The sequence below is a fragment of the Brevibacillus sp. SIMBA_040 genome (genome assembly GCF_046535075.1).
GTDB lineage: Bacteria > Bacillota > Bacilli > Brevibacillales > Brevibacillaceae > Brevibacillus.
Window position 1 is genome coordinate 287,995 of record NZ_JAWRXI010000010.1, and the last position, 12,336, is coordinate 300,330.

The 12,336-nt window shown below is 47.0% G+C and carries 15 protein-coding genes; all 15 read right to left on the minus strand.

Going from position 1 to position 12,336, the window contains the following annotated elements; all coding sequences use genetic code 11:
- Positions 1-5: 5 nt before the first annotated feature.
- Complete coding sequence (locus SB752_RS19110; RefSeq protein WP_410717162.1) at positions 6-581, minus strand: phage virion morphogenesis protein; 576 nt, start codon at positions 579-581, stop codon at positions 6-8.
- 12 nt (positions 582-593) lie between these two features.
- Positions 594-1,094: a DUF4054 domain-containing protein gene (locus SB752_RS19115; protein WP_410717163.1), complete on the minus strand. Its 501-nt coding sequence runs from the start codon at positions 1,092-1,094 to the stop codon at positions 594-596.
- The gene (locus SB752_RS19120) at positions 1,060-1,401 is read right to left on the minus strand and encodes a hypothetical protein (protein ID WP_410717164.1); all 342 of its coding nucleotides are present in this window, start codon (positions 1,399-1,401) and stop codon (positions 1,060-1,062) included. Before SB752_RS19120 ends, SB752_RS19115 begins: the two co-directional genes overlap by 35 nt.
- Positions 1,402-1,415: 14 nt before the next feature.
- Positions 1,416-2,429, minus strand: a complete 1,014-nt coding sequence (locus tag SB752_RS19125; protein WP_410717165.1) for a DUF2184 domain-containing protein — start codon at positions 2,427-2,429, stop codon at positions 1,416-1,418.
- Between the two features lie 15 nt (positions 2,430-2,444).
- Complete coding sequence (locus tag SB752_RS19130) at positions 2,445-2,960, minus strand: structural cement protein Gp24 (RefSeq protein WP_410717166.1); 516 nt, start codon at positions 2,958-2,960, stop codon at positions 2,445-2,447.
- A gap of 15 nt (positions 2,961-2,975) precedes the next feature.
- The gene (locus SB752_RS19135) at positions 2,976-4,283 is read right to left on the minus strand and encodes a DUF2213 domain-containing protein (protein WP_410717167.1); all 1,308 of its coding nucleotides are present in this window, start codon (positions 4,281-4,283) and stop codon (positions 2,976-2,978) included.
- Between the two features lie 43 nt (positions 4,284-4,326).
- Positions 4,327-4,998 (minus strand): phage head morphogenesis protein, encoded by a 672-nt coding sequence (locus SB752_RS19140; protein WP_410717168.1) that lies wholly within the window; start codon positions 4,996-4,998, stop codon positions 4,327-4,329.
- Positions 4,999-5,032: 34 nt separating this feature from the next.
- Entirely contained in the window at positions 5,033-6,601 is a 1,569-nt protein-coding gene (locus tag SB752_RS19145; RefSeq protein ID WP_410717169.1) for a phage portal protein, read from the minus strand.
- A gap of 36 nt (positions 6,602-6,637) precedes the next feature.
- Positions 6,638-6,799 (minus strand): hypothetical protein, encoded by a 162-nt coding sequence (locus SB752_RS19150; RefSeq protein ID WP_410717170.1) that lies wholly within the window; start codon positions 6,797-6,799, stop codon positions 6,638-6,640.
- Between the two features lie 16 nt (positions 6,800-6,815).
- The gene (locus SB752_RS19155) at positions 6,816-8,096 is read right to left on the minus strand and encodes a PBSX family phage terminase large subunit (protein WP_410717171.1); all 1,281 of its coding nucleotides are present in this window, start codon (positions 8,094-8,096) and stop codon (positions 6,816-6,818) included.
- 237 nt (positions 8,097-8,333) lie between these two features.
- Positions 8,334-9,146 carry a phage terminase small subunit-related protein gene (locus tag SB752_RS19160; RefSeq protein WP_410717172.1) on the minus strand — a complete coding sequence of 271 codons (813 nt, stop codon included), beginning with the start codon at positions 9,144-9,146 and terminating at the stop codon, positions 8,334-8,336.
- Positions 9,147-9,422: 276 nt separating this feature from the next.
- Positions 9,423-9,719 (minus strand): hypothetical protein, encoded by a 297-nt coding sequence (locus SB752_RS19165; RefSeq protein ID WP_410717173.1) that lies wholly within the window; start codon positions 9,717-9,719, stop codon positions 9,423-9,425.
- A 75-nt stretch (positions 9,720-9,794) separates the two neighbouring features.
- Positions 9,795-10,028, minus strand: coding sequence for a hypothetical protein (locus SB752_RS19170; RefSeq protein WP_410717174.1), 234 nt, complete (start codon positions 10,026-10,028; stop codon positions 9,795-9,797).
- A gap of 138 nt (positions 10,029-10,166) precedes the next feature.
- Positions 10,167-11,462, minus strand: a complete 1,296-nt coding sequence (locus SB752_RS19175; protein WP_410717175.1) for a site-specific DNA-methyltransferase — start codon at positions 11,460-11,462, stop codon at positions 10,167-10,169.
- A gap of 219 nt (positions 11,463-11,681) precedes the next feature.
- Positions 11,682-12,176 carry a hypothetical protein gene (locus tag SB752_RS19180; protein WP_410717176.1) on the minus strand — a complete coding sequence of 165 codons (495 nt, stop codon included), beginning with the start codon at positions 12,174-12,176 and terminating at the stop codon, positions 11,682-11,684.
- Positions 12,177-12,336: the final 160 nt, after the last annotated feature.

Below are 12,336 nucleotides of genomic sequence, written 5' to 3' on the forward strand. Positions count from 1 at the left end.
CCTCCCTACTTCACCACATACGTGATAGCTTTGCGGAGCTCGCCTTTATCAATGAGCGGCCTGTCACTGCCTTTTCTTTCTTCGGTGATCGGAGAGTTGGGCGCCCAGTTATTTGCTGGATCAGTGAACCAACCTCGGGCAAAATTTTGTCCCATCAGACCTGCCCTATGGAGCTCGGGTTCTGGGTCACCGCCATCTAGGGCAACCTCAGATACCCTTCGCAATTGCTGCGCTATGGCTTCCTGATTGTGTTCCATCGCTGGTTCGAGTACGGGACGTGGCGGCGAACGCCAAAGAGGTGAGCCATGCGTCTGTATCCATAATTCATAGGCTTTGCTGTACGTCATTTCGCCGCTTTCAACCCTTGGGTTCATCTCATCACGCATGACCTTCTGACGGATACCATGAGTATGGGCGTAAAGCAGCTCAGCATTGGAAATAGGCTCACCTTGTCCTCTTTGACTTGACTCTCCCTCCGGAATCCCCACGTACACTTGCCTGTTGGCCAAGTCATCAATAATCTTTTTGATCTCGTTTGTTTTATCAATCCCAGTTGTGACTTGTCCAAAGAGGTTAAACATGTTCTTACCCCCTTAGTACACGTACATGCCGCCTTTACCTACTATCCTGCCGATGGTCGCCAGCTGCTGGCCGTAGGTCGTCAACTTCCATGCTGCCCATCCCTCCAGGTCTTGAGCTACTAGTGAGTAATCTGTACTCACTGAAACGTCACCTACTGACTTTGATGTGGTCAATCCTCGCATCTGTCCAGCCTTCAGCACACCTGCAGCTCCGCTATCTGGATCAGCAGTGCCTTGCAGATACAACGTGCAGAAATGGGCAATGAACCACCCCATAGCTACTTTCCAGTATGCATGCCATCGCGCTTCTTGGATGCTGGCGTTCGCCAGATCAATGTACATTTGCACAACAGGCTGCGGTACCACTAAAGTGCCCTCTGTATTTGGTCCAAACTGCGGATATATAGCAATGAAGTCATCGAAAGTAAAAGGAGGGTTGCTCCCAGTCCTAATGTTGGAAGCAGCCCCCACGATTCCGTTAACGTCCATCTTCTTGTTTTTCATCTTTCTCATTGTTCGCTGCGGTACCCTTCGACGCGGTTTTTGCGGATTTTGCCTCTTTCTCCTTCAAGCGTTCCAGCTCTTCCTTTGCGGCTTGGAGTTCTTTCTTCAACTTCTCCGTTTCCGGGTTTTCAATAGCGGCCACATCTGCGCGAGTTTCCACGATACTTACGGTTCCATCTGCAGAAGCAAGCTGATACATGCTAGATTTCAATACCCACTCGGGCACAGTAGCAAAATCTTGTGCTCTAACCACCACTGACGGTTCTTGTTTGTTCGGATCATCAAATTGCAGCGTTTTTTTCGAAAAGATTCTCATGGATTTCCCCCCCTTTAGATACCATCCATGTATCGAGCGCACTGCTCGTACAAGAATTTGACTTGTCCCAATTGCGCAGCATACGCAGTCATGTATGCCATTTCTGTGACTTGTGGTTGTGTCATGATGCGGCTGAGAGGTACCGGCAAATCGAAGTTTACACGCTTGTCGTTGTTCACGTAGGCAAGCATTCGATCCGTACCACCTATACCTGCCCCTGTGCACCAGCGTGAAGGAGCAATGAATAGTTCAACACCTTGGTTTTTACCGATATTGTTCTCTAGCAAGAACTTTAAGATTGAGTCTGAACCTGCTTCGCTTATCTTACGACCAACTAGGTATGTGTATTGTACTGGAGGAATCAAGATATGATTTGCCATACCTGTTAGGTCATACTCTGATTTTTCCCAGGTAGCATTGATAATTGCGTTGACATCATCCAGAATCTCATCCGGTGTCTTCGTCTTCCATGTTGATGAACCGCCTGCAACTACGGGCGAGGTTGTAGCAACAAGATTAGGGTTATTAACTAATCCGTAAATACCGACGTCAGGGATACCTTCGTACACAACGTTATCAATGGACTTGTTATAGTTCAGGCGAATACCTTCGTCCAAAATGTCATCCAGACTACGGCCAATGCTTTGCAATTTTTGCTGGTCAACAAATGGAATCCTGAGTACGTTGGAGAAGGTGAAAACCTTCCATACGTCTTTCGTCAGGTTTGCTTGGATGATTGGAATATCGTTTGTTGCACCACCAATAATTCCGCTGCCCCCTGCTGCCCCACCACTAGTGGCATAATCTACGAAGTAGTTGGATGTAAAATCGGACCATCCACCACCTGTTTTTGACACGATATCGCGCGCCCATGTTACTGAAGACAATGGTTCCAGTAATCGCGGATCACGCTTCTCCAGTTCCCCAGTCAAAAAGGCCATTCCAGACCCAATTGCTGAATCGTTCATAAATACAGGAGCGCCAAGGCCCTGTGGGGTAAACACATTTCCGTTTTTAATGAATGACATATGATTGTTTCCTCCTTACGGCTGATTCCGTGTCAGCAGAGTTACTTCTGCGACGCGGTTTGCATCCATTTTTCCTGTTTTCCACTTGGCGTTAGGGAGTAGGACTGTATTATCAGCATCTGCCTCTGCTTCATATCCGCCAACAATCCCGTTTGGCTTGCTTGCGTTTTTGACGATTCGAACATAAACTGGGCCGCCTGACTTTGGTGTACCCACGCTGCATAACACCGTCACCGTTCCTCGCTCTGCAACGTCACACGGATCACCAGGCATGTAAACACCCTTTGAACTGGTAAATACGGTGGCTTGCTTTACTTCACGCAGAGCAATACCAGCAAAAGATTGTGCGCTATCACCCTCGTCCATTTTTGAATACGTATTGTCATCGTTCAAAACAACAGGGTCGCCAAACTCGATACCCACCGTGTCGGATGGTTTCACTACTCGATTCATAATGATGGCATCCGAGCTGCGGGAGAGGTTACCTGCATACCCAAGATTCAGTTCTTTTCCAATTGCGTGTCCTGGCATAATTGTTCGTCCTCCTTAAGCTTGTTCTCTGTAGTGCGGATTGTGTTTTTTTGCGATTTCCCTTCCTAGCTGCGAGTGATCAACAGGTGGCTTACTGTCATTGGCGGGCTTTCTTTGGTTCTTAGCGATTTTTGCATAGGCATTTCCGGACGGTTTTGCAACGATACTTGCGATAGCCGCATCAGCAGCGCGCTTGCGTTGTGCTGGATCTGGAATAGCCGCAAGGATAGGCTTCATTGCTTTTAGAGCTTGAATTTTATAAGCGTTATCGCCTGTCATCACACTTTCCGGACGGTCTTCTGGGTCAGTGATAGGACCAACATCGTCCATGTTTTCAACTGGGATAGTGTGGCTTTCTTCTTCATCATCTGCGGCTTCAGAACCACTCGCCTTTTCAAGCTCGTCAATGGCGTTGTCGATTGCATCCTCTGGCTTCTCGTCTTTATTTGCATTGTTTTGCACAAGTCCTGTGACGAGTTCGGTCAGCTTGGCTACTTGATCAGCCAATGCAGCAACAGCAGGGTCTTGGTTGTCTGCTGCTGGCTCTTTGGCCGGATTATCTAGGAGGTTGTCCGTTGCCCCTCTTTCCTCAACCATAGCCTCCACAGCATCCTGAACATCTTCTGGATTTGCGTCCTTAGCGAAATACTTCAAACCTACTGCTGCAAGAAAGTTAGTGATCTTTAAATTCTGTTGAGATTTCTTTGGTAAAACTATCTTTTGATCTGTACCTGGCATGCTTGTATCTCCTTTCGGATTCTGAGTATTCCCAAGCGATTGGGATTTTGAATCTTGTATTGCAACGCGGTCACCTGCTCTGCCGCTATGTACGACAGCGACATGATTCCCGCATATTTGCCGTTGATGGTACGTGCCATCTTCCATAGCCTCGTACACGCAATCGTAGCCGCATGAGACCTCCCGTTTGCCTTCCTGTATCTCATTGATCAAGTTATGGTCTATAACGACCAGATCAGCCAGCAGGAGGTCATCGTCTGGGCCTGAACCTCGTCGTACGTTTTGGATGACTCCTTTGGTGTACCTTACTGCGTTTATTGGCGTCACGGCTTCGTTTGGATGCTCATCCGTTAGGACTTTCCCCTCGAAACTTGCGATAGCCGCCGGGCTAAATACCTCTTCCGGGCTTCGGTACACCTTCACTAGTTCATCGTGTTTGTCTTCTGCGCCTATTTCTTTCCCCAGGTACTCATACCATCCGGTACGGGCAATCGGCACGTTGTGGCAGATCAGGAAGCCTTCTGGCGTAGCCGTCATGTTCTTGCTAAACCGTGAACCGTAATATGCTCTTCTAATGTTTCTCACCCCCTCTCAGGCAATAAAAAAGAAGCCTGATATGCGGCTCCGCCTAAACGATCATTTCAAATTGTTTTCGCGTCATGCGCTGGATACGCCCACCGTAGTACACCTTTGCAGGCCAGCTGATCAAATCAAGATCAATAACAGGATCGGCATAACACCGGCAGTTGAAGATTTCACCAGCATGGTAATGTCCATATGTCCGGGTCTCTCCGTCTAGGCTTTCGGGACTCGGAGGATTGCTCCATTTGACTATCACACCATCCATGATTTCATGGGAGCTACGAACACGTGAGTCCTCGCTAGTCCTCCATACATACCAATCAGCTCCAACAAAATGACAGCGCGCCCGAGTCAATGCTGTAGAGGTTTTGCTTACCTCTGTCCGAGCGATCAGGTTTGCCCTTGCTTGTGATTCCTCTGGAAAGGACTCCTTGATCAGCTTTGCAATTTCGCTGGACCTCGTTCCTTTCATTGCCTCGCGGAGTACCTGTTCGTTGACCTTCTTGGCTATATCGAGTGGCAACGACTTGATTAATGCTGCATTTCTCTCAGCCTGAAAGCGCAGATCTGCACCGATAGGCCCCTGTAGCTCTCGTTGCAGTGCCTTATAGATTAGGCGTCCTCTGCTGTTTGTTCTGGCAGCCTGCCGCCATGTTCTACCCGAATCGCTGAATAGGTGCGTTACCATTTTCAAGGCTTCGGCGTTTGCGTATTCCATGAACTTAGGATCGTAGGTGAAATTCCTGATACGACTAAGAATTTCTTCGATGTTTTCTAAATCGGTCAAAGACTCGCTTAAACTTTTCAAAGCCGCTTGAATCGCTTTGCGGTAAGCCTGCTCTATACGGCGTTTCGGTGCCCAAAGGGTTTTCGATTTCGTCGCCATAGCCTAATTCACCACCAAATCCAAACTCGCCTTGATGAGTGGTTTCATCAGCATCTTCGATATCCTTGTCTGTGATGTTGGTAAACATGCCTGTTGTCTCGCTCATCTGCTTTAGTTCCTTCAATGCTGTTTTCTGGCCGATAATACCCGCCTGAAACACATTGATAATCGACGTTGTTTTCTTGTCTACCAGTTCCGCAACGTCTTTATCATTAGGCGTTCTGATTGGATCGAACGTGTAGTCGATGTCATCAGGTATGGCCCCAAACTCAGACATGCAAATGATCGGAAGTAGTTTGTCGAGGATCGGACCAAGGGTGGATTCTTGTTGCTGCTGAACCACCTCGTAATAGTTTTGCAGATCACTTTCCCCGGTTGCATTCATACCTGCTGGCGATCTGCCAAACAGCCTTGTAACTGGAATTTCACTTGCTCCTGAAATGTCAAGCATGAAGCTTTCGTAAATATCGTTTAGCCCGGAGAAGGAATATTGATGCGTCTCAAAAGCGTCGTCCTTATTGAGCAGGTGCAAACCCATATTGCTCATTAGCCAGTTCTGGGCTTGAAGGGTATTGTAAAATTCTTGTTGTGCTTTCTCGTCTCCAATGGCGAGTAGTTCACCCATATCTCCCATTTTCAGTACACGGAGATTTGCCAAAAAGATCAGCTGCGCTATGTTCCAAGATGTGTTATCACGCTTCTTTAATTCATCGAAGACTCTCTCAACCTCAGACGCACCCCAGTGGGTCTCTGCTAGCCTCTCCCAATGCGGAAGCTGTCGACCAGCGAAACGAAGAATACGGCTATGATGGACCTGTGTGGTTTGTCCTGCTTCCATGGTTAATTGATAGGACTCGGGAAGCCCAAACTCTACGTCATCAATATTGCTTACCAGTTCAGAATTTGGGTACACACCGGACCAGCGATCCAGAATCATCAAACCTTTAAACGAACCGGGCATAATCAGATCAAAGTCCAAGGGTTGATCTAAGATATCGTCGTGTCCCTCAATCATGATCAGAGCAACAGCACCACCGTATAATCGCCCCCACTTAAGCCCTTCAAGAATCTTTGACTTAACCCGCCGTACACGCCATAGCTTGTCTATCTTTCTGATGTCTTCAGGTGGAAGCTGTGTGGTGATTGTGATCCAGTTACGCGTCATGTCCTCTGGAATCGCGTCGATGATCTTTCCTATGATCCAGTGTTCGCGGTAAAGGGTATTCAGTAGCTGATAGTTCTTGGATAACCGCGTCAATGTGTAATCGGTGCCTTCCATAAGGTTCGGTGTTCCACTTCCCAGGCGGGCAAGCACATTCGAGAATGCGTCTGTAGTCAGGCCGGGCGGCAACTTCGCAGCCGGCTTATTAGGCTTTTGAACTGGGGGCTGCCTCGCGTCTCTTACGTTCTTCTGTTTTCTGTGCTTCCTGCTCATGACTTCCCTCCTTTCTTCGGGGACTCGGATTCAGGCCTAATATTCACTGAGTAGATGAAGTAGCTCCGTAGTTGCATGTACGATTCCTGCCATGGATTCCAAGTCATGAGGGAATTCAGTGTTATTTGCCTGCGTTTTAATCTGTGTACAAAGGGTTAAAGCAGTTTCTTGTGCAGCTTCGAGCAATTCTTTTGTCATATCGTCACATCCTTTCCTACCCTAGCAAACGTCTAGGTTTGATGATCGTTTTAACGAAATACCTGATAGCATCCATGCAGTGGTCGACTTGCTTTACTGGCTTTTCCTTACCGCTCTGCCCTGCCTTCTCATCCCAAATGTAGCTAGCTCTTTCTTTCAAGAAGTTCGGGCAATTACGACGATGCACACGGAGCTTTCGCTTAGCCATCATTGTGGAGACATTTCGTATTCCGTCCTCAACGGCATTATCAGCTTCTTTAACCATATATCTCCGATTCTTCAATGCTATTTTAAAACTTGCAGCTGACGGGTCTATGATTGCATATACAGGTTTACCATCTGAGCCAACAAAGTCATCGAAATCAGCAGCGTATTGACAGTCTTCCTTCTGTACGCCTTTGTCTCGTCCGTCGTAATAATACTCATTCAACACCCAACACGTATCTCCATCATCCCAAACGTCCAAGAAAACCATCGGATTACTCGTCCCATAGTCGATAGTGATATAACGGCGAGCCAGCTGCTTGAATCCTGGTACCAGATCGTCATCGTCGAATGTATTCTTTTCTTCGTCCCACATGTCGTAGATGATGCCTTCTGCCAGCACCCATAGTCCACGAATGAAGCGATCGAAGAAAATACCGGTATACATCCGCATATATCGTTCCTTGGTCTTAGGTGACAGTGATAAATTGTCATCCATGGTGAAATGGATATGCAGAGCATTTTTATTCTCAAGTTTATTTAGCCACTCTTCTTTAAACCAGTGATATGGACCAGCAGGGTTACAGTTAAACCAAAATTTCGCACCGTCTACCGAACAACGTGCAGTGGCTTGGCTCACAAATGACTGTGGCATTAGTGCCACTTCATCAAAGAACATACCAGCAAGAGTAATCCCCTGGATCAAATCCTGAGAGCTTTCATCTTTTCCGCCAAACAGATAGAAATAGTTCGTTTTCCCTTTGTAGGTAATGGTCAGATAGTTTGCGGATTGGTGGTCCATGCATTTGTATCCGCGACCTTTGAGTATGCGTTTCAATGGCTGTAAAACGTTCCTGCGTAGCGCCCCGATTGTCTTTCCGGACATTCCAAGATTTTCGCCATCGAATGTATCCATAGCCCAAGCAACAAAGGAAAATGACATTGCGATTGTTTTACCGGCACGGACAGATCCATCACAAATAATGGCATCCCTATCCTTTACAGGAGAGCCGGGGCGCCACCATGTCAGTACCTTCAATTGTTTAGTCGATAGAGGTTTCCACTTGAAAGACGCAGACTTAACTTTTTTCATCTAATTCATCACCCTCTACCTCCTTGTCGAAAATGTATATCGTATTCATTTCTAGTTCACATAATATTTATTATCTGACTCAATCCGAAAGTAAAAATGCGATAACGACGCGGTTCTTATGAGGTGTGGATAACCGACGTTTATACATCATTTATACAAACCCAATAACAACGCGGTTTTCAGCGATTGCCACTGTTTATTTCCCAAGGTCAGACTGCATAAAATCTTGCATAAAATTCACTCGTCCTCATCGCCCCATATCTCTGGAACCTTACCGTCCAGAGCCTCAATAAAGCCGTCGTCCTCTTCTTCGTCAGGATCATCATTGAGCTTCAACTTGTGCTTCATCTCAACGGCGCGGAGCTTCCTGTCTGTGACCCGTGTTAGAGCTTCTTGAAGGTTAAGGATGTCATCGATTGCTCTGTACTCTGTCTCAGCAATCTCGGTGGTTACCATTTCATTACGTGAGACAACGACTGTCTTGTTTTTGCCTAGCTTTTCATCGTAGACCTGAACAGGGTCCTTTAATGATAGTCGTTGCTGTAGGACGCGCCGTTGTTTCTCGGTGAGTCCACTTTCTATCCTTGCTATCCTAATCATGATTTCGCGTTCGCGCCAGGCATAGAGCGTTATGGATTGGTTTATCTGTTCCATTGGCTCTAAGTTGACCCTCGCCACTACGTCCTGCTGCTCAGAAGAAAGTGCATCCATCCAAATAGATTGATGCTCTCCTGTTTTCACAGCGTTTGTATTACGCGGGGGAGCACCGCCGCCTGCATTGCCTACAGCATTCTTGTTTCCCTTGGGAGCCCCGTGTCCAGCTGCGTTCTTGTTACCTTTTGGTGCGCCAACTTTTTTAGTAACGTTACTTTTACCATTGGTAACGTTACTATTTAGCTTTAATGCCCATTTGTCCTGATTCTTCCACTTTCTAACGAGCGAATCGCTTACCCCAAGATGCTCGGCAATTTGCTTGAGAAGAATGGTTCCTCCGCTTTCTAAGTACATCTTTTCAGCGAGCTCACGATTCGGACTCCTTGCACGAGCCATTACATATCACCACCCCCGGTTATTTATGTTTGAATCTAAAATATAGTCATGTATTTTTTAATGCTACATAAGATCTGTAAATTACTGTTTGCGAAGGAGCTCAGTAAGATGAGTGAAATTCTCACAATCTATTCTCTCATCCTTATAGTTGGAATCGGCTTTTACATGCTCCATAAATCAAACTTTTACATTCCACCAAAAAATTTTATTGATGATCAACAAGATGACGACGGAGATGCTGATTGAAAAAGGTTTGATTTCAAAAAAGAAGAGCGCCTATTTCAGACGCTCTCTCACGATTGGTATTAGTTGTCGTGCCTTTTGCCTGCCGTGATTTGTCAGCTTCACGCCAGTCATAACGATTTCTACTGGAACTGGGTTGTAGGAATCACCATAACTCCAAGATTCTGACGGAACGGTTACATAACCCAATCGCTCCAACATAATCATGGCCCGGATTAAATCCCCTAAATCATTTCGTTTTGAAAAGTAACTGTGAACAGTCCCCAGTTCTTTTCCTTTCTCAACTGCTACATACATCATTGTCAGGACAAACTCGTCAGTGTGTGTCATTAGAAAATCCTCCTTGTGGTTTTTGGGCGTACCTGCCCATACCCACTATAAGGAAATGGCTTTCCATTTTAACACTCAGATCGTATCCTTTTGCAATTCGATATCAAGCTCGATCAGCTTCTTCAAATCATCAACCGTCTTGATTTCAATATGACCAGACTGGAAGTCCTTTACCCATTTTGCTATGGCTGCTTTTATGACTTTTCTGTATTGCTCCTTTGATTCTATAATGCCTTCCATCATTTCAACTTCGTGCTGCAAGAGAAGATCAAGAGAATCAACCGGAGATAGTTCGGCTGTTGTTTTCATTGTGACACCCTCGGCTTTCCTGTAAAATGGAAAACGAGATAGCGACTTGGTTAAAAACTGCGGCCGCAGCTCTTCGCTATCTCAGCCGGGGTGACCCGGGTGCAGAGGGGGACGTTCACGCGTCTCCCTTTTGCTGTTTTAAGCAGCTTCCTGCAACCTACGAATTAGGACTGGCTCTATGCCGGTTGCCTCGTAATATCTACGCTTAATGACATCGCAGAATTTTGGGTCGAGCTCCATGCTTCTGCAGGTGCGTCCCATCTGTTCACAAGTCATGAGTGTTGATCCGCTGCCGCCAAAGAAGTCCGCAACCGTGTCATGCTTCTGACTGCTGTTTCTGATCGGGATAGCCAGGAGCTCGAGAGGCTTTTGTGTGGGATGAACGTATTTATTGACGTCGCCTCGTGACACTTCCCAGACCGTCTCAGGTTCATTCACTTCTGCTTGTAAACCTGACCGCCAAACTGTCGTCTGCTTGCGATCCCCGTACCATGCGGGAGCTTGCCCTTTCAAATGAGCATAGAACACTGGTTCATGCTTGAATTTGTACTGAGCGAATCCGAATGTAGACGCATTTTTCACCCAGATGCACTGTCTTCTGACGACGATACCAGCTGAGTTCATTTGATTCTCGAATTCACGCTGATAACCAGAAGGATGGAAAACATAAATAGCAGCCTGCTTTTCCATAACCGCTGCATAACTTCGGAAAACATCCTCCAGAAACACCTCGAATTGCTCCATGGGCATATCATCATTCATGATGCTTTCCCGCCCATCTGCAGCGAGCTCGGCTGAATCGCTCTGAAAAGCGACATTGTACGGAGGGTCCGTCACTACCAAATCAGCCTTTGTACCATCCATGAGTGTCTGCACATTGTCCAGACTTGTAGAATCTCCACACATGAGAAGATGCCGTCCCAGCTGCCAGATATCCCCTGGCTTCGTCTCGGGCTCCTTAATCTCGTTTAGCGCCTTCTGGATATCAAAATCATCCTGGACAACAGGTTCGTCCACCTCGGTGTCTATGTACTCACTGAGCAATTCTGTGACTTCCTCAATGTCGAAGCCAGAAAGAGTGAGATCCAATTCGCTCTCTTGTAGCTCAGCCAACACCAGTGCGAGCCTTTCCTCGTCCCAAGCACCACTGATCTTGTTTAGAGCGATGTTGAGTGCTTTCTCCTGGGCATCATCCAGGTCCACAACAGAGACGTCTACCTCAGTCCTCCCTAGCTCGTTAACTAGTATCTTGAATCCTTGATGCCCTCCAACGAGGTTTCCTGATCGTTCATTCCAGACAAGCAACTGCACGTATCCAAACTCCTGAATCGATCGTTTCAGCTTCTCGTATTCTGGATCACCAGGCTGTAAGTCTACCCTCGGATTATAGGGAGCAGGGTTGACCTTTGAGATATGTAATTTCCGTATGTCCAAGCTGTTCAGCTCCTTCGTGGCATTAAAGTAAGAATAAAGAATATCGCCAGCCCCGAAACCTCTGAAAGCCTTGTTGCAGTTGGGCTGGTGCTGTGTTTTGGTGGTGTAACGAAACGACTACTATTCATGCGAAAAAGTATATGTTTCCTTTCACCGCAAAAAATGCGGTTGATGCTTAGAGCGCCAAGGCTCTGCTGGCTGTTTCCTTCTGGCGACCCCCTAATCCAAATTGGGGTCTTCTCCAGCCTCTGTGATCTCCTGTTTGAACAGCTGCAGGAGCCACGCTTCTGCTGTTTTCCCGTTGAGGGAATAAAGCGGATTGATTGCCAATGCTGACCGCCCTTCCAGATCGGTGCGGCGTAAGACGTGCAGCTCAATGAATGTCTTCACGATCTTGCGCGCTGTTGGATAGGAGCAGTCAGCGATGCGGGCAAGGTCTTTTACCGTGAGCGGCATTCCCTTTTGACCGCGCTCGTTATCACCCTGCAGGAGGTTTGTTCCCTCAGATGCGTATGGTGCGATCTTCAACAAAAAGCCAGCCTCTGCGAGAGACAGCTTCCTTAGCCGTCTCTTTGCCTTCTGGCTGGCTTTGATCTTTACAAATTTTGAGCTACGGCCGACAGGGCGAAATACTTTTACTATCTCATCCGACCGGCGCAACACTTCCTCGGTGTAGAATATTTCTCCGGTATCTGAGTCAACAAACTGGCGCATTACATGATCATCACCATTGACTCAATTGATTTGCGTAAATGTATAATCTAATTTGTAATTGTTACTTTCTTGCTTTAAATTTCAATCGAGTAGGAGGGGGTGGCTAGCCCCCGTCCTCTCACACCACCGTACGTACCGTTCGGTATACGGCGGTTCATCT